This window comes from Nonomuraea purpurea (assembly GCF_042650645.1).
Taxonomy (GTDB): Bacteria; Actinomycetota; Actinomycetes; order Streptosporangiales; family Streptosporangiaceae; genus Nonomuraea; species Nonomuraea purpurea.
In genome coordinates this window covers 444091-468497 of record NZ_JBHSBI010000004.1, presented here as the reverse complement: position 1 = coordinate 468497, position 24407 = coordinate 444091, and the positions used below count along the sequence as shown (strand labels likewise).

The 24407-nt window shown below is 70.8% G+C and carries 24 protein-coding genes; 9 read left to right on the top strand and 15 right to left on the bottom strand.

Annotated elements, in window-relative coordinates; genetic code table 11:
- Positions 1-19: 19 nt before the first annotated feature.
- Together glnA and ACFOY2_RS11095 are read right to left on the bottom strand one after the other, a co-directional pair.
- Positions 20-1444, bottom strand: coding sequence for a type I glutamate--ammonia ligase (gene glnA, locus ACFOY2_RS11100; protein WP_379527869.1), 1425 nt, complete (start codon positions 1442-1444; stop codon positions 20-22).
- Positions 1445-1570: 126 nt separating this feature from the next.
- On the bottom strand, positions 1571-2581 hold the full coding sequence (locus tag ACFOY2_RS11095) for a hypothetical protein (protein ID WP_379527868.1): 1011 nt from the start codon (positions 2579-2581) through the stop codon (positions 1571-1573).
- Between the two features lie 77 nt (positions 2582-2658).
- Between ACFOY2_RS11095 and ACFOY2_RS11090 the strand changes: the two genes are divergently transcribed.
- Genes ACFOY2_RS11090 through ACFOY2_RS11080 form a run of 3 tightly spaced genes read left to right on the top strand, consistent with a single transcriptional unit; the run spans position 2659 to position 4736 of the window.
- Positions 2659-3120, top strand: coding sequence for an RDD family protein (locus ACFOY2_RS11090; protein ID WP_379527867.1), 462 nt, complete (start codon positions 2659-2661; stop codon positions 3118-3120).
- Between the two features lie 39 nt (positions 3121-3159).
- Positions 3160-3801, top strand: coding sequence for a TetR/AcrR family transcriptional regulator (locus ACFOY2_RS11085; protein ID WP_379527866.1), 642 nt, complete (start codon positions 3160-3162; stop codon positions 3799-3801).
- On the top strand, positions 3798-4736 hold the full coding sequence (locus ACFOY2_RS11080; RefSeq protein WP_379527865.1) for a hypothetical protein: 939 nt from the start codon (positions 3798-3800) through the stop codon (positions 4734-4736). Before ACFOY2_RS11085 ends, ACFOY2_RS11080 begins: the two co-directional genes overlap by 4 nt.
- Here ACFOY2_RS11080 and ACFOY2_RS11075 read toward each other — a convergent pair.
- From ACFOY2_RS11075 to ACFOY2_RS11030, 10 genes are all read right to left on the bottom strand, one after another.
- Complete coding sequence (locus ACFOY2_RS11075; RefSeq protein WP_379527864.1) at positions 4717-5481, bottom strand: class I SAM-dependent methyltransferase; 765 nt, start codon at positions 5479-5481, stop codon at positions 4717-4719. The two genes, ACFOY2_RS11080 and ACFOY2_RS11075, sit on opposite strands and share 20 nt — an antisense overlap.
- Positions 5481-6161 carry a DUF4191 domain-containing protein gene (locus ACFOY2_RS11070; RefSeq protein WP_379527863.1) on the bottom strand — a complete coding sequence of 227 codons (681 nt, stop codon included), beginning with the start codon at positions 6159-6161 and terminating at the stop codon, positions 5481-5483. The genes ACFOY2_RS11075 and ACFOY2_RS11070 overlap by 1 nt, the downstream gene beginning before the upstream one ends.
- A 67-nt stretch (positions 6162-6228) precedes the next feature.
- A complete protein-coding gene (locus ACFOY2_RS11065; protein WP_379527862.1) occupies positions 6229-8565 on the bottom strand; it encodes a beta-glucosidase family protein in 2337 nt (778 codons plus the stop codon).
- An 82-nt stretch (positions 8566-8647) separates the two neighbouring features.
- On the bottom strand, positions 8648-9577 hold the full coding sequence (gene lipA / locus ACFOY2_RS11060) for a lipoyl synthase (protein ID WP_379527861.1): 930 nt from the start codon (positions 9575-9577) through the stop codon (positions 8648-8650).
- Between the two features lie 75 nt (positions 9578-9652).
- Positions 9653-10348 (bottom strand): lipoyl(octanoyl) transferase LipB, encoded by a 696-nt coding sequence (gene lipB, locus ACFOY2_RS11055; RefSeq protein WP_379527860.1) that lies wholly within the window; start codon positions 10346-10348, stop codon positions 9653-9655.
- A gap of 37 nt (positions 10349-10385) precedes the next feature.
- Complete coding sequence (locus tag ACFOY2_RS11050) at positions 10386-11123, bottom strand: Type 1 glutamine amidotransferase-like domain-containing protein (RefSeq protein WP_379527859.1); 738 nt, start codon at positions 11121-11123, stop codon at positions 10386-10388.
- Between the two features lie 103 nt (positions 11124-11226).
- Complete coding sequence (locus ACFOY2_RS11045; RefSeq protein ID WP_379527858.1) at positions 11227-12120, bottom strand: TIGR01777 family oxidoreductase; 894 nt, start codon at positions 12118-12120, stop codon at positions 11227-11229.
- 126 nt (positions 12121-12246) lie between these two features.
- Positions 12247-13692, bottom strand: coding sequence for a 2-oxoglutarate dehydrogenase, E2 component, dihydrolipoamide succinyltransferase (sucB, locus tag ACFOY2_RS11040; protein WP_379527857.1), 1446 nt, complete (start codon positions 13690-13692; stop codon positions 12247-12249).
- 37 nt (positions 13693-13729) lie between these two features.
- A complete protein-coding gene (gene lpdA, locus ACFOY2_RS11035) occupies positions 13730-15094 on the bottom strand; it encodes a dihydrolipoyl dehydrogenase (RefSeq protein ID WP_379527856.1) in 1365 nt (454 codons plus the stop codon).
- 51 nt (positions 15095-15145) lie between these two features.
- The gene (locus tag ACFOY2_RS11030) at positions 15146-16615 is read right to left on the bottom strand and encodes a leucyl aminopeptidase (protein WP_379527855.1); all 1470 of its coding nucleotides are present in this window, start codon (positions 16613-16615) and stop codon (positions 15146-15148) included.
- A 97-nt stretch (positions 16616-16712) separates the two neighbouring features.
- Between ACFOY2_RS11030 and ACFOY2_RS11025 the strand changes: the two genes are divergently transcribed.
- The 3 genes from ACFOY2_RS11025 to ACFOY2_RS11015 are packed head-to-tail and all read left to right on the top strand — an operon-like array spanning position 16713 to position 18936.
- The gene (locus ACFOY2_RS11025; RefSeq protein ID WP_379527854.1) at positions 16713-17060 is read left to right on the top strand and encodes a GntR family transcriptional regulator; all 348 of its coding nucleotides are present in this window, start codon (positions 16713-16715) and stop codon (positions 17058-17060) included.
- Positions 17057-18019, top strand: coding sequence for a hypothetical protein (locus ACFOY2_RS11020; protein WP_379527853.1), 963 nt, complete (start codon positions 17057-17059; stop codon positions 18017-18019). The genes ACFOY2_RS11025 and ACFOY2_RS11020 overlap by 4 nt, the downstream gene beginning before the upstream one ends.
- The gene (locus tag ACFOY2_RS11015; protein ID WP_379527852.1) at positions 18016-18936 is read left to right on the top strand and encodes a CPBP family intramembrane glutamic endopeptidase; all 921 of its coding nucleotides are present in this window, start codon (positions 18016-18018) and stop codon (positions 18934-18936) included. The genes ACFOY2_RS11020 and ACFOY2_RS11015 overlap by 4 nt, the downstream gene beginning before the upstream one ends.
- A gap of 79 nt (positions 18937-19015) precedes the next feature.
- Here the strand turns inward: ACFOY2_RS11015 and ACFOY2_RS11010 are convergent, their stop codons facing one another.
- Positions 19016-19960, bottom strand: coding sequence for an adenosylcobinamide-GDP ribazoletransferase (locus tag ACFOY2_RS11010; protein ID WP_379527851.1), 945 nt, complete (start codon positions 19958-19960; stop codon positions 19016-19018).
- Positions 19961-19994: 34 nt separating this feature from the next.
- Between ACFOY2_RS11010 and ACFOY2_RS11005 the strand changes: the two genes are divergently transcribed.
- Positions 19995-20795 (top strand): ABC transporter ATP-binding protein, encoded by an 801-nt coding sequence (locus ACFOY2_RS11005; RefSeq protein WP_379527850.1) that lies wholly within the window; start codon positions 19995-19997, stop codon positions 20793-20795.
- Positions 20796-20804: 9 nt separating this feature from the next.
- Here ACFOY2_RS11005 and ACFOY2_RS11000 read toward each other — a convergent pair whose 3' ends face one another.
- The gene (locus ACFOY2_RS11000) at positions 20805-21860 is read right to left on the bottom strand and encodes a bifunctional adenosylcobinamide kinase/adenosylcobinamide-phosphate guanylyltransferase (RefSeq protein ID WP_379527849.1); all 1056 of its coding nucleotides are present in this window, start codon (positions 21858-21860) and stop codon (positions 20805-20807) included.
- Positions 21861-22041: 181 nt separating this feature from the next.
- Between ACFOY2_RS11000 and ACFOY2_RS10995 the strand changes: the two genes are divergently transcribed.
- Entirely contained in the window at positions 22042-22248 is a 207-nt protein-coding gene (locus ACFOY2_RS10995; RefSeq protein WP_379527848.1) for a hypothetical protein, read from the top strand.
- Positions 22249-22311: 63 nt separating this feature from the next.
- Here the strand turns inward: ACFOY2_RS10995 and ACFOY2_RS10990 are convergent, their stop codons facing one another.
- A complete protein-coding gene (locus tag ACFOY2_RS10990; RefSeq protein WP_379527847.1) occupies positions 22312-23310 on the bottom strand; it encodes an aldo/keto reductase family protein in 999 nt (332 codons plus the stop codon).
- Positions 23311-23367: 57 nt separating this feature from the next.
- Here ACFOY2_RS10990 and ACFOY2_RS10985 point away from each other — a divergent pair, with 57 nt between their 5' ends.
- Positions 23368-24321 (top strand): SMI1/KNR4 family protein, encoded by a 954-nt coding sequence (locus ACFOY2_RS10985; protein ID WP_379527846.1) that lies wholly within the window; start codon positions 23368-23370, stop codon positions 24319-24321.
- Positions 24322-24407: the final 86 nt, after the last annotated feature.

Here is a 24407-nt window from a genome sequence, read left to right as displayed (position 1 = left end):
AGGTCGGAAAACCCCGCCGTCACACGTCGTAGTAGAGCTCGAACTCGTGCGGGTGCGGCCGCAGCCGGATCGGGTCGACCTCGTTCTCCCGCTTGTAGGCGATCCACGTCTCGATCAGGTCGGGCGTGAACACCCCGCCCTCGAGCAGGTAGTCGTGGTCGTTCTCCAGCGCGTTGAGCACGTCGGTGAGCGAGCCGGGCACCTGCGGGATGTTGCGGGCCTCCTCGGGCGGCAGCTCGTAGAGGTCCTTGTCGACGGGCTCCGGCGGCTCGATCTTGTTGCGGATGCCGTCGATGCCCGCCATCAGCATCGCCGAGAAGGCGAAGTACGGGTTGCAGGACGGGTCGGGCACCCGGAACTCGATGCGCTTGGCCTTCGGGTTGGAGCCGGTGATCGGGATGCGGACGCAGGCCGACCGGTTGCGCTGCGAGTAGACCAGGTTGACCGGGGCCTCGTAGCCGGGGACCAGACGGTGGTAGGAGTTGACCGTCGGGTTGGTGAAGGCCAGCAGCGACGGGGCGTGCTTGAGCAGGCCGCCGATGTAGTAGCGGGCCGTGTCGGACAGGCCCGCGTAGCCGACCTCGTCGTAGAAGAGCGGCGAGCCGTCCTTCCACAGCGACTGGTGGCAGTGCATGCCGGAGCCGTTGTCGCCGAAGATGGGCTTGGGCATGAACGTCACCGTGTGGCCGTACTCCAGGGCCGTGCTCTTGATGACGTACTTGTAGAGCATCAACTGGTCGGCCGTCTTGAGCAGCGTGCCGAACTTGAAGTCGATCTCGGCCTGGCCGGCCGTGCCCACCTCGTGGTGCTGCATCTCGACGTCGATGCCGCACTCGATGAGGTTGCGCACCATCTCGGAGCGCAGGTCGGTGAAGTGGTCCATCGGCGGGACCGGGAAGTAGCCGCCCTTGTAGCGCGGCTTGTAGCCGAGGTTGCCGCCCTCGGTGGCCTTGCCGGTGTTCCAGGCGCCCTCGATGGAGTCGATGTAGTAGTAGCCGGCGTTCTGCTTGGTCTCGAAGCGCACATCGTCGAAGATGTAGAACTCGGCCTCGGGCCCGAAGTAGACCGTGTCGGCGATGCCGGTGCCCCGCAGGAACTCTTCGGCCTTGCGGGCGACGTTGCGCGGGTCGCGGCTGTAGGCCTCGCCCGTCAGCGGGTCGTGCACGAAGAAGTTGATGTTCAGCGTCTTGTGCTGGCGGAACGGGTCGAGCACGGCGCTGGTCGGGTCGGGCAGCAGGAGCATGTCGGACTCGTGGATCGCCTGGAATCCGCGGATCGACGAGCCGTCGAACATGAGTCCGTCGGTGAAGACGCTCGCGCTGAAGTTCTCTACCGGGAAGGTGAAGTGGTGAGTCGTCCCCGGCAGGTCGGTGAACCTGACATCGACGAACTGCACCCCTTCGTCACTGATGAACTTCAGGACGTCGTCGGCGGAGTTGAACACTCTCGAACCTCCCTGGGGACTGGCCATCATTGCGACGCTAGGGCGTGGCGGTTTCCGTACGGTGTCTCGATTGTTTCGCACATGTTACGCAGGGTCAGGGTCATTCAAGATCACACCAAGGGCGGGTCATGTCCGCTTGGCGCTGGCGCACTCGCCCTTGAGCTGGGGTTCGTTGAGGTCGTAGGGGTCGGCGATCTCGCCCGTTACGGGGCGTTCGCCGCCGGGGTCGGAGCCGGGGAACGCGGGGTGCTCGTACCCGTCCTCCTTCGCCTCGCAGTCGACCGGGGTCGAGTCGCTGTTCCAATCGCGGATCCAGGTGACCAGGCCCTGTTCGTCGCGGTAGATGAGGACGGTGCCGCGGTGGTGCTTGACGAAACGCACCAAGGTGTCCGGCCGGCCAGGCCGCTGGATCGCGTACACGATCAGGTGGTTGGTCTCCAGCTTGGCGCCGCTGATCCCGTCCTCCCGGTAGGCCGACAGCTTTGAGCTGCCCTTCACCTTGATCACGTCGGTCGCCAGCTCCACCGTCTTGGGCGCGAAGCTCAGCACCCACGGCCTGGTGTTCCGCTCGCCCTCGCGGAACCATGATCGCTGCTCGGCGGACAGGGCCTCGGCGAAGGCGTCGGGCTCGCCGCCCATGAGCGTCTGACGGTCGAGGTAGGCCGCCGCCAGCAGGTCGCGGGCCCGCTCCAGCCCGGCGGCCACGTCCTTCTTCGACAGCTCGCCCAGGGCCTTGGCCTGGGGGATCGAGATCCCGTCGCGCCCCTGCGCGTACTCCGCCGCCGGCGACCCGTCGAAGGGCCCCGCGACGGGTCGCGGGCTGGCGACCGCCAGCCTCGTCTGTGCCGGGAGCGGGCTCTCGGCCATCGGCGCGGCGTCCTTGATGGCCGGGCTCGACGGGGTGAGCAGGTCGGGCCTGAACGTGACGACGACCCCCGCGGCCACGATCACCACCGTGATCCCGGCCATCGCCAGCCACCCCCGGCCCACCCGCCGTCGTGGCCCGGCTAAGGCCCATTCGGCCTGCTGCTGCCGTGCCCCCTTTCTGGCGGCGGCCCGCATTCTGCGCTGCTCTTCCGTGCCGATCTGCGAGACCAGTTCGTTGAACTGTGCGTCAAGGTCATCCCCGTGTGGCATGGCGTACATGATGGCCGCCTTGCGACGCGGTTGGGTCACGAAGCCGACCGGCTCACCGGCCGGATACCGTTGAGGGCATGAGCGGGAACGAGCCTCGGTGGACGCAGACCTGGCTGGGCGGGCTCCGGGCCGCCGGGGTCGATCTCGGATACCCGGGCCAGCGCCTGGGCCTGCCCGAGGAGGGCAGCGGATCGATCGCCGGTTGGGGCCGCAGGATCGGCGCCCTGGTGATCGACTGGATGATCTGCACCTGGGTCGTCGTGCAGTTGGTCCTGCGGACGAACCCCGCCGAGTCGCCGTGGGCGCCCGTCGCCGTGTTCGCCCTGCAGTACCTGATCCTGGTCGGGTCCATGGGCCAGACGTTCGGCCACCGGCTGATGGGCGTCAGGGTCGCGGCGATGGACGGCGGCAACCCGCGCTGGCTGCCGGTGCTGGTCCGCACCGTGCTGCTCGGGCTGGTCGTGCCCGCCCTCGTCTGGGATCGCGACCACCGCGGCCTGCACGACCGTTCCTCCAACACGATGGTCGTCCGCATGTAGTCAGTTAAAAACCATACCGGGTTCAAAAATGTACTCGGTATGGTTTACGCTGTCCGCATGATGATGGCGGGGCTCAGGGAGCAGAAGAAGGAGCGGACGCGGCAGCGGATCTCCGAGGTGGCGCTGCGGCTGTTCGACGAGCGCGGCTACGAGGCCGTGACCGTCAACGAGATCGCCGAGGCGGCCGGGGTCGCCAAGGTGACGCTGTTCAACTACTTCCCGACCAAAGACTGCCTGGTTCTCGACGCGGTCAAGGACGACACGGCCGCCGTGGTGGCCGGGCGCGAAGAGGGGCAGACGCCGCTCGACGCCCTGCGCGCGCACTTCCGGGGGATGTCCCGGCAGGACGACGGCGAGATGGACGTCGAAGGCATGCTCACCAGGGTCCGGGTGATCTCGGCAAGCCCGGCCCTGCTCGCGGGGGTCCACCAGACGCACATGGGCCAGCGTTACGAGCTGGCCGCCGCGCTCTCCGAGGCCATGCCCGGGCTCGGCCTGGCCGCCCAGCTCATGGCCGGGCAGATCACCGCCACCATCACCACGCTGCAGGAGGTCTTCTTCCACCGGCTCTCCACGGGGGTGCCACTGGAGGAGGCGGCGCGCCCCCTCGCGGACGAGGTCGAGCTGGCCTTCGACCTTCTGGAGCACGGCTTCTCATCGCTTGAAGGGCATAAATCATGAAAAATGGCATCAACTACGACACGGGGTTCCTGCCGGGTGACGGCCTCTCACGCAAGACGTTCGACCCCGACGTCGTCGCCCGCGAGATGCGCGTGATCGCCCGCGACCTGCACTGCCAGTCCGTCAGGATCTCGGGCGGGAACCCGGAGCGGCTCACCGTGGCCGCCGAGCGGGCCGCGGCCGAGGGCCTGGAGATCTGGTTCGCGCCGTTCCCCGTCGACCTCACCGAGGACGAGATGCTCGACCTGTTCGCCGACGCCGCCGGGCGCGCCGAATCCCTGCGCCGCGACGGCGCCGAGGTCGTGCTCGTCACGGGCTGCGAGATCACCGCGTTCGGCAAGGGCTACATCGAGGGCGACACCTACGGCGACCGGCTCCAGCGGATGACGACCGCCGACATCGCCTGGTGGACGTCCCTGATGGAGATCATGCCGCGCTTCAACGCCTCCATGGCGCGGGTGGCCGAGACCGTGCGCCCGCTGTTCGGCGGCCGGCTCAGCTACGCCTCGGCGCCGTGGGAGCAGATGGACTGGTCGCCGTTCGACGTGGCCGGCATCGACGCCTACCGCGCCGCCTACAACGCCCACGACTTCGCGGACGAGCTGCGCGCCCACTTCAAGCACGGCAAGCCCGTCGCCGTCACCGAGTTCGGCACCTGCGCCTACGCGGGGGCCGCGGACCGCGGCGGCTCGGCTTGGATCGTTCCCGGCGACGCCGTGCGCGACGAGGGCGAGCAGGTCCGCTACTACACCGAGCTGATGGACATCTTCGAGGCCGAGGGCGTCGAGACCGCGCTCTGGTTCACCTTCGCCGGCTACACCCGCACCGGCGCGGCCGACCTCGGCTCCTACGGCGTGGTCAAGATGCTCGACGACACCACGTGGGAGCCCAAGGAGATCTTCCACACCATGGCGGCTAGGAATTCGCGCAGCTGAAGACGGCCGTGCCCGGGATGTGGCGGCCGCGCAGCGGGCTCCAGCCGCCCCACACCCGCTGGTGCCCCTCCGGCCACTCGGGCTCCAGCAGCCCCGTCAGCCTCAGCCCCGAGGCCGCCACCAGGTTGACCCAGTCGGCCATCGTCCGGTGGTGCTCGACGTAGGTCAGGGCGCCGTCCTCGTCGCGCTCCTCATACGGTGACCGGTCGAAGTAGGACCGATCAGAGGTGAGCCCGTGCGGCCCCGGATCGTCGGGGAACGCCCATCGGATCGGATGGCTCACCGAGAACACGAACCGGCCGCCCGGCCGCAGCACCCTGCGCACCTCGCGCAGGACGGCGAGCGGGTCGGCCACGAACGGCAGCGCCCCGAACGCCGAACAGGCCAGGTCGAAGACCGCCTCGGCGAACGGCAGCGCCTCGGCGTCGGCCTGCACCACGGGAACCCGACTCCCGGTGGCCTCGTCGATGCGCCGGGAGTGGCGGAGCTGGCGGTGCGAGACGTCGAACGCCGCCACCTCCGCCCCCTGGCCGGCCAGCCACCGGGCGCACTGCGCCGCACCGCAGCCGATCTCCAGCACGCGCCGCCCGCGCACCTCGCCGAGGAGGTGCGCGTCGGCCTCGTCCAGACCCTCAGGACACCAGATGAACCCGGTGTCACGCAGGAACTCGCCGTGCTCGACCTGGTAGTCGTCGGCGTTGTCGTCCCACCAGCCCCGGTTGGCCCGGGAGGACAGAGACGGCACTAGCGCATCTTGGGGCCGCGCGGCATGCGCGCGCCCTTGGGCATCGGGCCCTTGGGCATCGGCATGTTCTTCGGCAGCGAACGCAGGCGGTCTTTCACCTCGTTGACCGACGGCTTCTTCAGGTTGCGCGGCAGTTTCATGATGTGGCGCTGCAGCTTGCCGAGCGGCACCTGCCCCTCGCCGTCACCGCACTGCACGTCGTAGATCTCGACGCCCAGCACCACCCGCGCGACCCGCTTCTTCTCGGCCGCCAGCATTTTGGCCACCCGGTTGCCCGGCCCTTCCGACACCAGCACCACGCCCGGATGGCCGACGATGAGATGCACCAGGTCCTGGTCGCGGTTGACCGCGATGGCCGGGGTGACCTGCCAGTTGCCCCGCATGCCCTGCAGCACCGCCGCCGCCGCGCCCGTCTGGCCGTGCAGGATCGAGTACTGGGCCCGCTGGGCGAGCTGCCCGAAGACCACCAACCCCACCGTGAACGCGGCCAGGATGCCGATGAACACCGAATACCACAAGTAGTCCGTGACCAGGCCGATCACGACGACCACAGCCAGCGTGCCGACCGCCGAAAGGAAGACGATCGGCATCCCCTTGGGGTTGGCCTGCTTGATGATCTGCGCGATCATGCGGAGCTGCTTGAGGCGCCCCGGCTTCTCTGGTTCCTCGGACTTTGCCATGCTCAGAAGGATACAAACCAACTGCCGCAGTATGGAAAACGCGGCCCGGCCATTTCGCCCCTTGTGACTAGATCTTCACGATGATCGACAGGCGCGGGTCGGCCACGTGGTGGGACGCCTCCAGCGTGTGCTCGCCCCGCACCGTGCGCCAGCCGCCCGACCAGGTCTGGAAGGCCCGCTCGTCCAGGAAGACCGTCGCGATCACGGTCTGCCCCGGATCGGCCTCGACCACGTCGAACCCGGCCAGCCGCCGATCGGCCCCGTCGGCGACGTAGAGCTGGACGACCTCGCGTCCCGGGCGAGCCCCGGTGTTGGTGACGGCCACGCTCACCGTGGTGCCCTCGGCCGCGATGGAGTCATACGACCAGGTCGTGTACCCCAGGCCGTGCCCGAACCAGTACGCGGGCGCGCGCCCCGACCGTTCCCACGCCCGGTAGCCGACGAACACCTCCTCCTCGTACGCCACCGCCCCGTCCACGGGCGTCACGTTCACCACGGGCGCGTCCTCCAGCCTCCCCGGCCACGTCGTCGGCAGCCGCCCGCCTGGCTCGGTGTCCCCGAACAGCACGTCGGCCAGCGCCGCACCCGCCTCCTGCCCGGGGAACCAGGTGAGCAGCACGGCCGCCACGTCGCCGGCCCACGGCAGCTCGACCGGCGAGCCCGCGTTGACCACCACCACGGTGCGCGGGTTGGCCGCCGCGACCGCGCGCACCAGCTCGTCCTGGCGCCCCGGCAGCCCGAGGCCGGTCCGGTCGAAGCCCTCGCTCTCCACCTCGGGCGTGGTGCCGACCACGACCACCGCCACATCGCTGTCCGCCGCCGCGCTCACGGCCCGCGCGATCAGCTCCTCCTCGCCCGGCGTCGGGTCGGCGTGGCCCAGCGTGAACGACACGAACGGCATGCCGCCGAACATGCCCGCCGGGTGCGTCACGGCCAGCTCATACGTCCGGCCGGCCGTCATCGGCACGCCCACCCGCCGCTCAGGCGGCGACAGGAAGGCCGCCGCAGGGTCGCCGCCCTCCGGCTCGACGATCTCGTCGAAGACGATCCCGCCGTCCACGGTGAGGGTGAAGGCGCCCACCCCGGCCACCGACAGCTCGTGCCCGCCCGACACCTCGGGCGTGTACGCCGTGCTCAATCGCACCGCCTTGAGCCGGTCGCCGTCCACGCCGGGCGGGAGCTGCCCGAGCCAGCGGGCCTCGGTGCCCGCCAGCGCCCGCTCGGCCAGCACGCGGCCCTGCCCGTCGAGGAACTCGGCCCTGGCAGGCCGGGCGATCGGCGCCAGGCGGACGCGTGGGTCGGTGCCGAGGGCGTAGCGGACCTCGGCCCGCTCGCCCAGCCCCCGCAGCGGGGAGACGACCCTGTCGGGGAAGACCTGGGCGCTGCCGCCGCCCATCACGCGGGCCTCGGCGGCGGCCGAGCCGATCACGGCGATCGTCCCGGCCTCCCGCAGGGGCAGCACGCCGTCGTTGGCCAGCAGGGTGAAGCCGCGCGTGGCCACCTCGCGGGCCAGCGCCACCCCGTCGATCGGCGGCGGGGCGGGACGCCGGTCGCCGCCGAGGGCGCCGACGCGCTCGGCCAGGCGCAGGATGCGGCGGACGCGGTCGTCGATCATCGACTCGGGCACCCGCCCCTCCCGCACCGCCGCCTCCAGGCGCTCGCCCCACGGGCTCGCCGGGCCGGGCATGGCCACGTCGGTGCCGCCCATGGCGGCGGCCTCGGTCGTGCGGACGGCCGTCCAGTCGGACACCACGAACCCGTCGAACCCCCACTCGCCCTTCAGCACGCCGTTCACCAAGTCGGCGTGCTCGGTCATGGTGGTGCCGTTCACGGCGTTGTAGGCGGTCATGACGCCCCACGCGCCCGCCCCGACGACCCGCTCGAACGGCCGCAGATAGACCTCGCGCAGCGCCCGCTCGCTCACCCGGACGTCCACGGTGAAGCGGTCGGTCTCGAAGTCGTTGGCCACGAAGTGCTTGGGCGTGGTGGCCACGCCGCCCTCCTGGACGCCCTCGACGTAGGCGGCGCCGATCTCGCCCGCCAGATGCGGATCTTCGGAGAAGCACTCGAAGTGCCGGCCGCCGAGCGGGGAGCGGTGCAGGTTGAGCGTGGGGGCGAGCAGCACGTGCACGCCCTTGCGGCGGGCCTCCTGGGCGAGCAGCAGCCCGGCCCGCCTGATCAGCTCCACGTCCCACGTCGCGGCCATCGCGGAGGGGCTCGGCAGGGCGATCGAGGGATCGGCCGAGCTCCACTGCTCGCCGCGCACGCCGATGGGGCCGTCGCTCATCACGAGCCGCTCCAGGCCGATCTCGGGCAGCGGGGGCAGCGACCACATGTCGGCGCCGGTGAGCAGGCGGATCTTGGCGGCGAGGCCGAGGCGGTCGATCAGATCGTCATAGTCCACGACCACAGTCTTCCCACCTGCTTCCCACTTTGGCGGGCGCACGAGAAAGCCCCAGGGCGGGCAAGCACCCCGGGGCTCCTTGTCACGCGGTCTGACGTGCCTCGATCGCCTGCTTGTAGAGGCGTCCCGCCCGGTAGGACGAGCGGACCAGCGGACCCGACAGCACGCCGGCGAACCCGATGGCCTCGGCCTCTGCCTGCAGCTCCACGAACTCCTCCGGCTTGACCCACCGGTCGATCGGGTGGTGGCGCGGCGTCGGCCGCAGATACTGGGTGATCGTCAGCAGGTCGGTGCCGGCCTCGTGGAGGTCGCGCATGGCCTCGACGATCTCCTCGCGCGTCTCGCCCATCCCCAGGATCAGGTTGGACTTGGTGACCAGCCCGGCCTCCCTGGCCATCGTGATCACGGCCAGCGACCGCTCGTAGCGGAACGCGGGCCGGATGCGCTTGAAGATCCGCGGCACCGTCTCGATGTTGTGGGCGAACACCTCGGGCTTACTGGAGAAGACCTCTTCGAGCTGGTCGCGGTCGCCGTTGAAGTCGGGAACCAGCAGCTCGACCCCGCACCCGGGCAGCAGCCCGTGGATCTGGCGGGCGGTCTCGGCATACAGCCAGGCCCCGCCGTCGGGCAGGTCGTCGCGAGCCACGCCGGTCACGGTCGCGTACTTCAGGCCCATCTGCTGGACGGACTCGGCCACCCGGCGCGGCTCGTCACGGTCGTAGTCTTTGGGCTTGCCCGTGTCGATCAGGCAGAAGTCGCAGCGGCGCGTGCACTGCTCGCCGCCGATGAGGAAGGTCGCCTCGCGATCTTCCCAGCACTCGTAGATATTGGGACAGCCCGCCTCTTCACAGACCGTGTGCAGGCCCTCCCGGCGCACCAGCGATTTCAGCTCGGTGTACTCGGGGCCCGTCCTCAGCTTGGTCTTGATCCACGGGGGCTTGCGCTCGATAGGGGTTTCGGCGTTGCGCACCTCCAGGCGGAGGAGCTTTCGGCCTTCAGGAGCAACGGTCACGTCCTCAGCTTACGTCCGCCGGGGAAGCGGCCGGTTCCGGGGGCCCATCAGATGATGAGGCCGAACCCGATTCGGTTACCGGCCGCGCAGCAGATCCTCCTCGTGGAGGTCGAACGGCTCCAGGCCGAGGGCCTCCGCCAGCCGCTTCTCCGCGATCGGCATGACCTCCTCGACCACGATGCGCCGCCCCGTCTCCGCCGACAGCGACGAGACGCCCACGTCGGGGAGCCCGCACGGCGCGATGCGGTTGAACCAGCGCGGGTCGTTGGCGCAGTTGAGGGCGAAGCCGTGCATGGTGACGCCGCGCGCCACGCGCAGGCCCACCGCGCCGAGCTGGCGGTCGGGCAGGCCCAGGCTGGCGTCGCCGGCCGCCCACACACCGCCTCGGCCGCGCGCCCGCCTGGCCGTGACGCCGAAGTCGGCGCAGACCTGGATCATCGCCTCCTCCAGGCGGCAGGCGTACGCGGTCACGTCGGTGACGGCCACGATCGGGTAGGCGACGAGCTGCCCCGGGCCGTGCCAGGTCAGGCGCCCGCCCCGATCGACGTCGACGACGGGGGTGCCGTCGGACGGGCGTTCGTGCGGGGCGGTGCGCTTGCCCGCGGTGTAGACGGGGGCGTGCTCGAGGATCAGGACGGTCTCGCCCAGTTCTCCCGCGACCCGCTTGCCGTGCACCCAGCGCTGCAGCGACCAGGCCTGCTCGTAGGGGACGTCGACGCCGAGCCGGACGATGGCGAGAGTGCGGGGATCGTCCCCGTGCATGGGGCGCATGAGCCCATTGTGCCGGTGCCTCACCCCTGAAGAGTAATCAGGGGGTCAGCAACCGTGGGTCGATCCTTACCTCTTTGACACCGTCGGCACCGTCGTGATCCACCTTGTACGCGTAGCCGCCTGGATCGACCGTCACCGCCTGGATGAACTCCGTTCCGACGTAATGGAGCCCCACGCCCTCGTCGGCGGCGTAGCCGCCCGGCAGTTCGCCTTCGGCCACCGACTTCTGCAGCAGCGGACGGCGCTGCGAGTCGGAGTTGTAGTGCACGCCGCACGAGTAGGGCAGCAGGCCCAGGCCGTCGGCCCACACCCGAAGGTCGGGGCCGAAGGAGTCGGTGTTGCCGCCGACGTGCCAGCACAGGGCGCCCGCGCTCTGCCCCGCCAGCACCACCCCGGCCCGCCAGGCCTCCTCGAACGCCTCGTCCAGCCCGTGCAGCCGCCACAACGCCATCAGATTGGCCACGCTGCCACCGCTGACATAGATCATGTCCTGCTCCAGCATCCACGCCCGGGGATCCTCGACGTTGGGCATCGGGAACACCGTCAGATGGCTCAACTCGACGTCCCAGCCGGCGAAGGCGCCGTACATCTTCAGGATCCAGTCAGAGGCGTCGCCGACGGCCGTGGCGACCAGGCCGAGCTTCGGCCGGTCCTGCCCGGTCAGGTCGAGGCCGTAGCGCAGCAGCGGGCTGGCCTCGATGAAGCTGTGGCGCCTGCTCTGGCGGAACGATCCGCCTCCGATGGCGAGGATGTGAGACTGTCCTGACCGGCTCATGCGATCTCCTTGGGCATGGAAACGACGGCGAGTGTTTACGAGGGGAATGACGTCCAGTCAATATTGTCGCCCATCTGCGTCCGGCAGAAGAGCGGGGAGCACTCTAGAGTACGGCGCTCAGTGCGTCATCGAGACTGTTATGGGCGAAACGGTAGCCGGTGTCGGTCAGCTTCTTCGGCGTGATCCGGTGGCTGGGCAGCAGTGCTTCCTTGGCGAACTCGCCGAGGCCGATGGTCAGCGCGAACGCAGGAACCGGCATCGGCATCGTGGATTTGCCCACGGCCTTTCCGAGTTTGCGGGTGAATTCCGCGTTGGTGATCGGGGTGGGGGAGGTGAGATTCACCGGCCCAGAAATGTCCCGATTTTTCAACACATGTAGTACGGCGCCCGCCCAGTCGTCCGCCGAAATCCACGACCAGTACTGCTTTCCCGACCCAAGGGGCGCCCCCAGCCCCATCCTGAACAGCGGCAGCATCCGCCCGAGCGCGCCGCCGCGCCCGCTGAGCGCCAGCCCCGTCCGAAGCTGGACGGTCCTGATCCCCGCCTCACCCGCCCGCCGGGCCTCGCCCTCCCAGCGTTCGCACAGATCCGCCAGGAACCCCGAGCCCTTGCCCTGGCTCTCGTCGATCACCTGGTCGCCCGTGTCGCCGTAGAAGTCCACACCGGAGGCCGACACCAGCACCTCGGGCGGGGAATCCAGCTCGCGCAGCGCGTCCACCAGCACCCGCGTCCCGTTGACGCGGGTGTCCACGAGTTCGCGCTTGTACGCCTCGCTCCACCGCTTGTCGCCGATCGACGCGCCCGCCAGGTGCACCACGCCCTGCGCGCCCCGCAGCGCGGCCACGTCGATCTCCTGGCCGGCCGGATCCCAATGCGCCTCGTCGGCGGCGCGCGGCTCACGCCGTACGAGCCGGACGACCTCCTGCCCGTCGGCCCGCAGCGCCTCGACCAGCGCCGACCCCAGCAAGCCGGACGCCCCAGTCACGATGATCGTCATGCGTCCACAGTACGCCCGCGCACCCCTTCGAGCCCTTCCGGGCGCGCCGCCCCGCGCCTGCGGGACGCGAACGGCCGGGCGGCCCCTTTGCGGGCCACCCGGCCGGAAAACCGCTCAGAGCGGGTCTTACGCGAGCCCGAGCTGCGCCTCGAAACGCCCCTCCTCCAGACGACGCTTGATCGTCGTCAGGAAGCGAGCCGCGTCGGCGCCGTCGACGAGCCGGTGGTCGTACGTCAGCGCCAGGTACATCATCGACCGCACCGCGATGACCTCGCCCTCAGGCCCGTCGATCACCACGGGCCGCTTGACGACGGCGCCGGTGGCGAGCATGCCGACCTGCGGCTGGTTGAGGATCGGGGTGTCGAACAGCGCCCCACGGCTGCCGGTGTTGGTCAGCGTGAAGGTGCCGCCGGTGATCTCGTCGGGCGTGATCTGGTTGTTGCGGGTGCGCTCAGCGAGGTCGGTGATCTTGCGGGCGATGCCGGCCAGGTTGAGGTCGCCGGCGTTCTTGACGACCGCCGCGAGCAGGCCGCGCTCGGTGTCGACCGCGAGGCCGAGGTTCTCGACGTCGAAGTAGGTGACCTCGTTGGTCTCGTTGTTGATCGTGGCGTTGAGCTTCGGGTGCTGCTTGAGCGCCTCGACCGTGGCCATCGCGAAGAACGGGGTGAAGGTCAGCTTCACGCCCTCGCGGCGGAAGAAGTCGTCCTTCGCCTTCGCGCGCAGACGCGCGATCTTCGTCACGTCGACCTCGACGACGGAGGTGAGCTGCGCCGCCGTCTGCAGCGACTCGACCATGCGCTTGGAGATGGTCTGACGCAGGCGCGTCATCTTCTCCGTACGGCCGCGCAGCGTCGTGTCGACCTCCACCGGCTCGGGAGCCGCGGTGACCGGGGCCTGGGCGGCGGCGGCAGGGGTGGGAGCGGCGGCAGCGGGAGCGGGCTGGGCGGGGGCGGGCGCCGGGGCCGCGGCGGCCTGCTCGCGCTGGGCCTTGGCCGCCTCCAGCACATCCTGCTTGCGGATGCGGCCGCCTACGCCGGTGCCGTTGATCGAGTCGAGGTTGACCCCGTGCTCGTTGGCGAGCTTGCGCACCAGCGGCGTCACGTAGGGGCTGTCACCCGACGGCGCCGCGGGAGCGGGCTGGGCGACCGGCTGCGCCGGGGGAGCGACCTGAGGGGCCGGAGCAGGGGCCGGGGCGGGCGCGGGAGCCGGAGCCGGCGGAGCCGGCTGCGGGATGGAGGAGACCGTAGGCGCGGGGGCGGGCTCAGGCGCGGGCTCGGGCTGCGGGGCCGGCGCGGGCGCCGCCTCCGGGGCCTTGGCGGTGGCGCCGGGCTGGCCGTTCTCGTCGATGATGGCGAGCTCGGCTCCGACCTCGACCGTCTCGTCCTCAGCCACGACGATCTTGGTGAGGACACCCGCGGACGGCGACGGGATCTCGGTGTCGACCTTGTCGGTAGACACCTCGAGGAGCGGCTCGTCGGCTTCGACGCGCTCGCCCTCCTTCTTCAGCCAACGGGTTACCGTGCCCTCGGTCACGCTCTCGCCGAGCTGGGGCATCTGTACGGAGACCGGCATCGTTATCTTCTCTCGCGTTCTGATCTCGAGGGCTTGACTAGTTGTGAACGTGCAGCGGCTTGCCGGCCAGAGCCAGCATCGCCTCACCCATGGCCTCGGACTGGGTCGGGTGTGCGTGGATGAGCTGGGCGACCTCTGCGGGCAGCGCCTCCCAGTTGTAGATGAGCTGGCCTTCGGTGACGAGCTCGCCGATGCGCCGGCCGACCATGTGGACACCCACCACGGGGCCGTCCTTCTGAGCGATCACCTTCACGGCGCCCGCGGTGCCCAGGATCTGGCTCTTGGGATTGCCCGCCAGGTCGTAGACCTGCTCGACGATCTCGATGCCGCGCTCGGCCGCCTGCGCCGAGGTGATGCCGACAGAAGCCACCTCAGGGTCAGAGTAGGTGATGCGCGGCACACCCGCGTAGTCGATCGGCGGCGGATTGAGGCCGGCGATGTGCTCGGCCACCATGATGCCCTCCGCGAAGCCCGCGTGCGCGAGCTGGAGCGTCGGGATCAGGTCGCCGATGGCGTACACGCCGGGCACAGAGGTCTGGCAGTGCTCGTCGACCACGACCGCGCCGCGCTCGATGGCGATGCCCTGCTCCTCGAAGCCCATGCCCGAGGAGACGGCCCCGCGGCCGACCGCGACGAGCAGGATCTCGGCGTCGAGGGTCTTGCCGTTGGCCAGGGTGACGACCACGCCGGTTTCCGTGGTCTTGGCGCTGTCGAAGAAGACGCCGAGCTCGTACTTGATGCCGCGGCGGCGGAAGGCCCGCTCAAGCAGCTTGGAGCTGGACTCCTCCTCGGTGGGAACCAGATGCGGCAGCGCCTCGACGATCGTGACCTCGGCGCCGAAGGAGCGGTAGACGCTGGCCAGCTCGACGCCGATCACACCGCCGCCCAGCACGATCACCGAAGCGGGCACGCGGTCCATCGTCAGCACGTGCTCGCTGGTGATCACCCGGCGGCCGTCGATCTCCAGGCCGGGCAGCGTCTTGGGCGCCGAGCCCGTGGCCAGGACGAGGTTGCGCCCCTCGTAGACGTCGGAGCCCACCTGGACCTTGCCGGCGCCGACCAGCCGGCCCTCGCCCTCGACGATCGTCACGCCCGCGGACTTCAGCAGGCCCTGCACGCCCTTCCAGGCCCGCGTGATGATCTTGTCCTTGAACTGGTGGACGCCCTGGACGTCGATGCCGTCGAAGCGCGCCTTGACGCCGTAGGCCTCGCTCTCGCGGGTCTCGTCGGCGACCTCGGCCGAGTGCAGCAGAGCCTTCGTGGGGATGCATCCCCTGTGGAGGCAGGTGCCGCCGATCTTGTCCTTCTCGATCAGGGCGACCGACTTGCCCAGCTCAGCCGCCCGAAGCGCGCAGGCGTAACCGCCGCTGCCGCCACCTAGGACGACGATGTCAAAGGCCACAGGAAGGCTCCTTGTCGGGGTGTTCGTGATGCCGTCATCTTTTCATTTGTTTCAGATGCTCGCGTGCCGCTCCGCGAGTCCGATCAGGGTGCGGGTGATCGCGCCGGTGCCACCCTTGGGGGTGTAACCGTGCGGCTCGCCCTTGTTGAAGGCGGGCCCGGCCATGTCGATGTGGGCCCAGCGCACCCCGTCGGGCACGAACTCCTTCAGGAAGATGCCCGCGGCCAGCATGCTGCCCCAGCGCTCCGGCTGGAGGTTGGCGATGTCGGCGATGGGCGAATCGAGGCCCTTGCGCAGCTCTTCCGGCAGCGGCATGCCCCAGGCGCCCTCGCCGGCCGTCCCCGCGACCTCGACGACCAGTTCCCTGACGGCGTCGTCGTTGGACATGACGCCGGCCGTGCGCCAGCCGAGCGCGACGATCTGCGCGCCGGTGAGGGTGGCCACGTCGACGATCACGTCGGGGTTGTCCTCGGCGGCCCTGGCGATGCCGTCCATCAGCACCAGGCGGCCCTCGGCGTCGGTGTCGAGCACCTCGACGGTCTTGCCGCTGTAGCTGTGCAGGACGTCGGAGGGACGCTGGGCGGTGCCGCTCGGCAGGTTCTCGGCCAGGCAGAGGTAGCCGACGGCGTTCACCGGCAGGCCGAGCCTGGCGATGCCGACCAGCGCGCCGAACACCGCGCCCGCGCCGCCCATGTCGGACTTCATCCAGTCCATGGAGGCCGACGGCTTGAGCGACAGGCCGCCGGAGTCGAACGTGATGCCCTTGCCCACGAACGCCAGCGTCTTGGCGGCCTCGGGGTGGCTGTAGGACAGGCGCACCAGGCGCGGCGGGTTGGCCGAGCCCTGGCCGACGCCGATGAGGCCGCCGTAGCCGCCGTCCTTGAGCTGCTTGTCGTCGAGCACCTCGACGCTCAGCCCCGCCTTGACGCCCACCTGCTCGGCGATCTCCGCGAACTTGGCCGGCCACAGGTCGGAGGGAGGCGTGTTGACCAGGTCGCGCACCAGCGTGACGGCCTCGGCCAGCACGCCGGCGCGCGCGGCGACGTTCTCGGGCTGGCCGGAGACCACCGTGAGCTCGGACACCGGCGCCTTCTGCTCGCCGTTCGTGCGATAGCGGGAGAAGGCGTAGGCGCCCAGCAGCCCGCCGAGGGCGACGGCCTCGGCCTCCTGCGGGCTGTCGGCGGGCAGGGCGAGCGCGGCGCGGGCGGTGCCGGCGAGTGAGCGCACGGCGGCGCCCGCGGCCCTGCGCAGGCCTTCGAGGTCGGTGGAGTCGCCGAGGCCGACCGCGACCAGCAGCGGGGCGGCGATGGCGCCGAACGTGGGCAGCTTGGCCACTTCTCCGGCCTTACCGGAGAAGGCGACCGCCGCGAGGGAGGCGGACAGCTTGCCGCCGAAGGCCGCGTCGAGTGTCTCGGCGCCCGTGGCGGCGCGTGGCCCTTCCTGGCCTGACCTGAAGCCGACGATCAAGGCGTCGGTGTCGATGGAGACTGGATCTGCTGAGTTCAGCCGCACAGTGGTCACGTAAACCGATGCTATCCAGGTCTTCTGTGTACTCACAAACAGGGGTTCATCCTACCAATCGCCTGCTCTGAAGAATGATGCTAGTGTCATTAGCATCATGTTGCTGACGCTGGATCTCAACGACGCGCGGCCCCTGCACGAGCAGGTGGCCGGCGCGATCCGCCGTGCCATCGGCGAGGGCTCCTACCGGCAGGGGGACCGGTTGCCGCCGGCCCGCGACCTGGCCCAGGCGCTCGGCATCAACCCCAACACCGTGCTGCGGGCGCTGCGCGAGCTGCGTGACGAGGGCCTGCTGGAGTTCAGGCGGGGGCGCGGGGTCAGCGTGGCCGGCCGCGCGGACGGCCGCGCCCTGCTCGCCCAGCGGGCGCGCGAGCTGCTGGATGAGGCCAGAAGGCTCGGGTACGGCCGCGACGACGTCATCACCATCCTGGAGGAACTGCCATGAAACCCCGAGTCGTCGCCATCGGGTGGGGACTAGCCGTCACCGCTGTGCTGCTCGTGCCCCCTTTGGCGCTGCGCGACCGGCTGCCCGAACCCCTGGCCACGCACTGGGGGCCCGGCAGCATGCCGGACAGGTCGATGCCGTTCACCTCCTACCTGCTCATGGTCGTCCTGCTGTGGGCGGTGCCCTGGCTGGTCATGGTGGCCATGGCCGGGCGGGCGATCGCCCGCCGTCAGGGCCGCATGCTCTGGTGGGGCTGCCTGTTCGCGCTCGGCGTGATGCTCACGGGCGTGAACGCCCAGACGCTGGCCGCCAACCTCGACCTGTCCGACTGGAGCGGCGCCCGGTTGAGCGGCTGGCAGGTCGTCGTGATGCTCCTCGCCACGCTGGGCGCGGCCGTGCTCGCCGGATACCTCGGCAGAGGCGCGCCCGACGAACCGCCCGGCCAGGACCTCGCGCCGCCCCGCATGCGCCTGCGACCCGGTCAGCGCACGGTCTGGGTCAGCCACGTCGTGAGCGTCCTCGCGGTGGTGGCCGCCCTCGCGGGACTGGCGGCCCTGGCGGTCACCGGCGCGCTCTTCCTGGTCGGCACGGTCTCCGGCCCGCTGGTGACGCTCCTGCCGGGGTTCGTCATCATCACCGTGGTCGGCCTGGCCGGCATGTCGCTCACCGTCACGGTCAGCGGCGACAGCCTGGTCATCGGATTCGGGCCGCTCGGCTGGCCCGCCCGCAGGATCCCGCTGTCACGGATCGAGCTGGCCTGGGCGGAGGAGCGCTCACCGGCCCAGGTCGGAGGCTGGGGCCTGCGCGGGCTGCCCGGCAGCGCCACCATCATGCTGCGCGGCGGAGAATGCCTGGTCGTGCGCTACCACTCCGGCGGGCAGCTCGCGATCAGCATCGACGACGCGGAACGCGGCGCGTCCCTCATCAACGCCCTCATCACGGAGCGAGCAGAACTGTGAAAAGACCTCTTCTCATCTTCATCGTCCTGGCCTTCGGGTTGTCGTGGGCGGCGGTGCTGCCCCTGTGGTTCGGCGGCGGGCTGGGCTCGCCGTCGATGCTGGGGCTGGCGATGCTGATGATGTTCACACCCACCGTGGGCGTGCTCGGCGTGTGGGCGGCCACGCGGACGCCATGGCGCGAGTGGGCCAGGCAGACGGGGCTGACGTTCGGCGACAATCGGCGGCGCACCCTCCTGCTCCTGCTGGGCGCCTGGCTCGGGGTGCCGCTGATGGTGTTCCTGGCGATCGGGGTCAGCGCCGCCGTCGGGCTGCTGTCGGTGGACCTCGACCAGCTCAGCCTCATGCGGGCCGCGCTACGGGCCCAGGGAGTGGAGGCCCCCGCCGACCTCGGCACCGTGGCCGTGACGCAGGTCGTGCTGGCCGTCGTCATGGGGCCCGTGATCAACGCGATCCCGGTGCTGGGGGAGGAGTGGGGCTGGCGCGGCTGGCTGCTGCCCAGGCTCATGTCCACCAACGGCACCGTCGCCGCCCTCCTGCTGTCCGGCGTCATCTGGGGCCTGTGGCACGCGCCGCTCACGCTGCTCGGCTACAACTACCCCCGGCTCGGGTCATGGGCGGCGCTGGTCTTCATCGGCTTCTGCGTGCTGGCCGGGGTGATCTTCGGCTGGTTGCGGCTGCGCACGGGCAGCGTCTGGCCCGCCGTCGTCGCCCACGCCTCGCTGAACGCCGTCGCCGGCCTGGCCCTGCAGTTCGGGGACGCCGCCAAACCGCCGAACGAGGCGCTGGCCGGCGTGACCGGGCTGGTGGGCTGGGTCCTGATGGCGCTGCTCGGCACGGCCCTGCTCCGCTTCTTCCCGATCCGGCCGCCGCAGCCGGCCGCCGGGGCGGCCCTGGAACCTTCGGCCGGGCCCAGTTGAGTACGGCCCGGGTTCCTGGGGTTCGGCCGGGTCTGGTCGAGTACGGCGCGAGGTTCCCGGGTGTTCGGCCCCTGGGTGATCAGCCGAGCACGACCGCCACGACCAGGGTGGTGGCCGTGGCGGTCTCCACGAGGGCGCCCAGGACGTCCCCGGTGATCCCGCCGAGCCGCCGCCTGGCGTGCCGCAGCGTCAGCAGGGCGGCGGCCAGGCCGGCGAGCAGCGCGGCCGGGAGGGCGACCACTTCTGACAGGCCGAGCCCGCTCGCCGCCGGCTCATCGGAGGCCGCGTACACCGCGGTCAGCTCGCGCTGCGACTCGTCCTCACAAGACCCGCCGAAGCTCGTGGTGAAGGCACCGGGGCACGGCCACTGGCCGCCGAACACGGCCTCCGCCGTCTGCGGCGCGATCTCCGGGGCCGTGGGCGTCCCCGCGGCCCAGATCCCGGTCCCCGGGGCGCTGAACAGGCCGATGGCCGCCGCCGTCACCAGCGCGGCCAGGGTGACGAGCCACGGGACGACGCGGCGTACGGTGCCCGCGACCATCGCCCCCAGCCCCTCGGGGCGCGCGGAGGGCACCCCTTCGCGGCAGGCCCAGGTCACCGCCAGGCGACCGGCCACGCAGGCCGTGACCAGCCCCGCGTACCCGGCCTCGGTCAGCGCGGCCACCTGGATGAGCAGCGTGAACACGAGCGCCATCACACCGAACGGCCCGATGTCCGACTTTTTCATGATGTCGAGGGCTTCGGCGGCGGGACGGCGGCTCCCCAGCCCGTCCGCCAGATCGGCCAGCCCGTCCAGGTGCAGCCCCCGGGTCAGCACCGCCAGCAGCCCGGCCGCCAGCCCCGCCCCCAGCAACGGCGGCACGGGCAGCGACAGCGGCAGCCCGGCGACCAGGCCCAGCGCCAGCCCGACCACCGGGGCCAGCATCATCGCCCGCCCCGCGACCTGCCGGTCCACCTGCTCGACCCGCACCGGGAAGATACTGAGCGTGCCGACAGCCAACCGCACGCCGTGCATGAGAGGCATAACGGACGATCCTAGGGCGCACTAGTGTGGCGGGATGCACGTGCTTGAACTCGAAGGCGTAGGTGTCCGGGTCGTCGGCAAGTCGCTGCTCGACAGCATCGACTGGCAGGTGGACTACGGCGACCACTGGGTGATCCTCGGCCCCAACGGCGCGGGCAAGACGACGCTGCTGTCGCTGGCCGGGGCCGTACGGCACCCCAGCGAAGGCGCGGTCAAGGTGCTCGGCCACCAGCTCGGGCGCGTCGACGTGCGGGAGCTGCGCCGCCACATCGGCCTGGTCGCGGCCAGCCAGCGGCTGATCGACGAGGAACTGATGGAGCAGGAGGGCGCGACCGCCCACACCGTGGTGCTCACCGGGCACACCGGCACGAGCGTTCCCCTCTGGGACAAGTACGGCGACCTCGAGCGCGAGCGCGCCCACCGGCTGCTCGCCGACCTCGGCTGCAAGGACCTGGCCGACCGGCCGTTCCGCGTGTGCTCGCAGGGGGAACGGGCCCGGATCAGGGTGGCCAGGGCGCTCATGGCGGACCCGGCGGTGCTGCTGCTCGACGAACCGTTCGCCGGACTCGACCTGCCCTCCCGTGAAGACCTCATCACCGCCGTCGAGGATCTCGCCACCACCAGGCCCGTGCTCACCACCGTGACGGTGACCCACCACCTGGAGGAGGTGCCGGCGACGACCTCGCACGCCATGCTGATGCGCGACGCCAGAGTGCTGGCCGCCGGCCCGGTCAACGAGGTCCTCACCTCGCCCAACCTCTCCGACTGCTTCGGCCGCCCCCTGCAGGTGGACCGGCTCGAAGGCCGCTGGTACGCCAGAGCCGTCCGCCCCTGAGGTGACCGGTCAGAGTTCGAGCAGGCGTCCCGCGACCACCAGCGCCACGTACTCGGACTCGGCGGCGAGGCGTTCGTTGAGCCGCCCGAGCGCGTCCCTGAACGCCCGTCCGCTGGCGGTCGCGGGCACCACGCCCATGCCGACCTCGTCGGACACCGCCACGATCCGCTCCGGCGCCTGACGCCAGGCCGCCACCAGTTCGTCGCAGCGGGCGGTCACCGGCGCGCGGTCGCCCTCCCAGGCCCCGTGCTCGTCGAACACGGCCGCCAGCCACGTCCCGAGCCCGTCGATCAGCAGCGGCGTGGTGGCGTCGCGGATGACCCCGGCCAGGTCGGTGCTCTCCACGGTGTCCCAGTGCGCGGGCCGTCGCCGCCGGTGCGCCCGCACCCGCCGCGCCCACTCGGCGTCATCCGCCCCGTCCGGCCCGGTGGCGACGTAGGTGACCTGCGGCTCCGCCGCCAGCCGCAACTCCGCCTCGGCCGACTTCCCCGACCGTGACCCGCCCAGCAACAACGCCCGCCGCCCCGTCCCGTTGAGAACGCCCCGCGCCACGCCTCTGTTCTCGGCGACTGGTGATGGGCCGGTCCTCGTGGGCCAAGGGCCGCCAGGGGGCGGTTCCAGTTCCGTCCCGTCGGGGACCGCCATGGCTCCCCACAGCCGCAGCCGCCTGGTCAGTTCCTCCTCCGACCGGACCCGGTGGTCCATCCCGACGGCCACCACCAGGCTCCGGTCGTCGGCCAGCCCCGCTCGCCGCAGCTCCCCAAGGCGCTCAGGGCGATCCAGGAGGTCGATCAGCACGACGTCGTAGCGTGGCCCGCCGTCGGGAACGGCCCGCCCCGAGGGCAGGCAGAGCAGGGTGGATCCGTCGGGGCACGTCAGCCCCAGCCCGTCGGCGCGGGCCGCGTACCCGTCGGGGAGGCCGGAGAAGGGGAAGCGCACCAGGCCGTCCACGACCAGCTCGAACGGACGCCGATGACCCGAGGGCAGCCGGGCGCACGACGCGCAGCCGCAGCCGGGTTCGGGCCAGCCCGCGCCGCCCGCCGTACCGGAGAGAAGGACCTTCACCGCGCCGAGCGTACAAAACGGTCACGCTCGGTGCGAGGCGGGTGGAACAGTCCCACGGAGTTCTGGAGAGCGCGCGGCAACACGACATGCGCGCGGAATCGATTGACCTCCGAGCTCGGGAGTAGGGTTCCAGTGCCGCCGGAGGGTGCGCCGGCGAACCCGCGGAAAAGGAGCGTATGGCATGACATGGCGGTGGCGTTATGAGAATGCAAATGGTGGTGAGGTGACCGATCGCCCTTTGCCGCGAGAAGTTTTTCCGAGCCAGGCGGATGCGGAGTCCTGGCTTGGCGAGAACTGGCGTGACCTGCTCGAGTCGGGAGTCGAGCGGGTGGCCTTGCTCGATGAGGACCGCGTCGAATACGCGGGATTGTCATTGCGTCCGGAGTGAGTGTCGGGTGATGGAAAAACCCCTTGAGCGTTCTTGATGCTCAAGGGGTTTTTGGTCAGGCGGTCACGGCCGGGTGGCCGGGCTCACCGTCTTGGCCGGGTCGCGCTCGACGATGTCGCCGAGGATCTCGTCGATCCGCCCCATCACGCTCTCGTCGAGCTTGACGCCCGCCGCCTTCACGTTGTCGCGCACCTGCTCGGGACGGCTGGCGCCGACGATGGCGCTGGAGACGTTCTGGTTCTGCAGGACCCAGGCGATCGCCAGTTGCGCCATGCTCAGTCCGAGGTCGGAGGCGACGGGCTTGAGCTCCTGGACGCGGGTGAGCACGTCGTCCCGCATGAACCGGGCGATCATGGCGCTGCCGCCCTTGTCGGTCGCCCGCGAACCCTCGGGCGGCTGCTGCCCCGGCAGGTACTTGCCGGTGAGCACGCCCTGGCCGATCGGGGACCAGACGATCTGGCCGATGCCCTCCTTCTCGCTCAGCGGCACGACCTCGGACTCGATGACCCGCCACAACATGGAGTACTGGGGCTGGCTGGACACGATGCGGTCGAAGCCCATCTCGTCCGCGATCTTCAGTGCCCTGGCGATCTGGTCGGCGGTCCACTCGCTGACGCCGATGTAGAGGACCTTGCCCTGGCGTACGAGGTCGTCGAACGTCTTGAGCGTCTCCTCCAGCGGCGTCTCGTTGTCGAAGCGGTGTGCCTGGTACAGGTCGACGTAGTCGGTCTGCAGGCGGCGCAGCGAGCCGTGGATCGCCTCGGTGATGTGCTTGCGCGACAGGCCGCGGTCGTTCTTGCCGGGCCCGGTCGGCCAGAAGACCTTCGTGAAGATCTCCAGCGACTCCCTGCGCACGCCCTTGAGGGCCCGGCCGAGCACCTCTTCGGCTTTCGTGCCCGCGTAGACGTCCGCGGTGTCGAACGTGGTGATGCCCTCGTCGAGCGCCGCCGCCACGCACTGCTTGGCGGCGTCCTCCTCGACTTGGGAGCCATGGGTGAGCCAGTTGCCGTAGCTGATCTCGCTGACTATGAGACCGCTGTGACCAAGGTGTCGGAATTCCATGGGTTCGACCTTAATCCTGGACGATGGGGTGATTCGTTTCGGGATAGGGTGCGCGACGTGCTGAAGCTCGTACGGCTGGCGCTGACGGCGGCCATCGTGACCGCGATCGTGGTACGGCTACGCCGTCGCGCCCGCATGCCCGAGAAGGAGCCCGCGCCCCCGCCACCGCCCAGGACCTCATGGGGCGGCCCGATGGGGCTGGTGTGGGCCGCCATCGCGGCGGTGGTGGCCGTGGTGCTGGCGGTGGCCGTGATCCCCACGGAGAGCCAGGAAGCCGGGGCTGCGCAATATCGGGCATACCAGGCCGAGCAGGACGCCCTCACGGCCGAACTGAGGGCCCAGGAGAGCGCGCAGGCGATGGCCGTCCCCACGGGTCCCGTCGCCACGGCCGTCCCCACGGGGTTCGGCGGCACGCCCGCTCCCACCGGCGAGTCCACACCGACGCCTGCCGCCGGTCCCACCGGCGCGTGCACGCGGACGGGCCAGGTGACGGAACGGCCGATCAGCCCGCGGGTCCAGGCCGCCGTGGACCGTCAGTGGCGGCGGATCGAGCGCTGGCTGCGGGCGAACGCGCCCCGCACCCACACCACGCTCGCCCGCCCGGCCAGGGCCAGGACGATCGCGATCGCCGAAGCCCAGATGGGCCTGTCGTTCCCGGACGACCTGCGGGCCTCGCTGCTGCGCCACAACGGCGTCTCAGGCCAGGGGCGGTTCACCGTGGCGGGCGCCGAGTTGTGGGACATACGGCGGATCCGAGACGAATGGCGGGCCGGCTGCGCCCGCGACGGCGGTCCCGGCCGGATCATCCCCTTCGGCGACACGATGGAGGCCGACCCGGACGGCGGCGTGCGAGGGGCGCCCTTCGCGGGCGGCGACCAGGGCACGGTGGGGCCGAGGTCGTACCACGCGATGCTGCGTGACGTCGCGGACGGCCTGGAACGGGGCGGCCCGGTCTATGGGCGGCGGCCCGCCGTCCAGAACGGCTCACTGGAGTGGGTGAAAGCACCTTGAGGCACCCTGGAGCCGCGGTCCTGAGGAACTTGGAGTCCCAGGAGAGCGCGAGGAGCATCCCTGAGGGACGCGAGAAGCGCTCTGAG

Excerpts from the sequence above, each read along its gene's own strand:
- ACFOY2_RS11090 (WP_379527867.1), top strand. The coding sequence starts at position 2,659 with ATGAGCGGGAACGAGCCTCGGTGGACGCAGACCTGGCTGGGCGGGCTC.
- ACFOY2_RS11025 (WP_379527854.1), top strand. The coding sequence starts at position 16,713 with ATGTTGCTGACGCTGGATCTCAACGACGCGCGGCCCCTGCACGAGCAG.
- sucB (WP_379527857.1), bottom strand. The coding sequence starts at position 13,692 with ATGCCGGTCTCCGTACAGATGCCCCAGCTCGGCGAGAGCGTGACCGAG.
- ACFOY2_RS11070 (WP_379527863.1), bottom strand. The coding sequence starts at position 6,161 with ATGGCAAAGTCCGAGGAACCAGAGAAGCCGGGGCGCCTCAAGCAGCTC.
- lipB (WP_379527860.1), bottom strand. The coding sequence starts at position 10,348 with ATGCGCCCCATGCACGGGGACGATCCCCGCACTCTCGCCATCGTCCGG.
- ACFOY2_RS11010 (WP_379527851.1), bottom strand. The coding sequence starts at position 19,960 with ATGCCTCTCATGCACGGCGTGCGGTTGGCTGTCGGCACGCTCAGTATC.
- ACFOY2_RS11085 (WP_379527866.1), top strand. The coding sequence starts at position 3,160 with ATGGTTTACGCTGTCCGCATGATGATGGCGGGGCTCAGGGAGCAGAAG.
- ACFOY2_RS11020 (WP_379527853.1), top strand. The coding sequence starts at position 17,057 with ATGAAACCCCGAGTCGTCGCCATCGGGTGGGGACTAGCCGTCACCGCT.
- ACFOY2_RS11045 (WP_379527858.1), bottom strand. The coding sequence starts at position 12,120 with ATGACGATCATCGTGACTGGGGCGTCCGGCTTGCTGGGGTCGGCGCTG.
- ACFOY2_RS11095 (WP_379527868.1), bottom strand. The coding sequence starts at position 2,581 with ATGCCACACGGGGATGACCTTGACGCACAGTTCAACGAACTGGTCTCG.
- ACFOY2_RS11080 (WP_379527865.1), top strand. The coding sequence starts at position 3,798 with ATGAAAAATGGCATCAACTACGACACGGGGTTCCTGCCGGGTGACGGC.
- ACFOY2_RS10990 (WP_379527847.1), bottom strand. The coding sequence starts at position 23,310 with ATGGAATTCCGACACCTTGGTCACAGCGGTCTCATAGTCAGCGAGATC.
- ACFOY2_RS10995 (WP_379527848.1), top strand. The coding sequence starts at position 22,042 with ATGACATGGCGGTGGCGTTATGAGAATGCAAATGGTGGTGAGGTGACC.
- ACFOY2_RS11050 (WP_379527859.1), bottom strand. The coding sequence starts at position 11,123 with ATGAGCCGGTCAGGACAGTCTCACATCCTCGCCATCGGAGGCGGATCG.
- ACFOY2_RS11005 (WP_379527850.1), top strand. The coding sequence starts at position 19,995 with ATGCACGTGCTTGAACTCGAAGGCGTAGGTGTCCGGGTCGTCGGCAAG.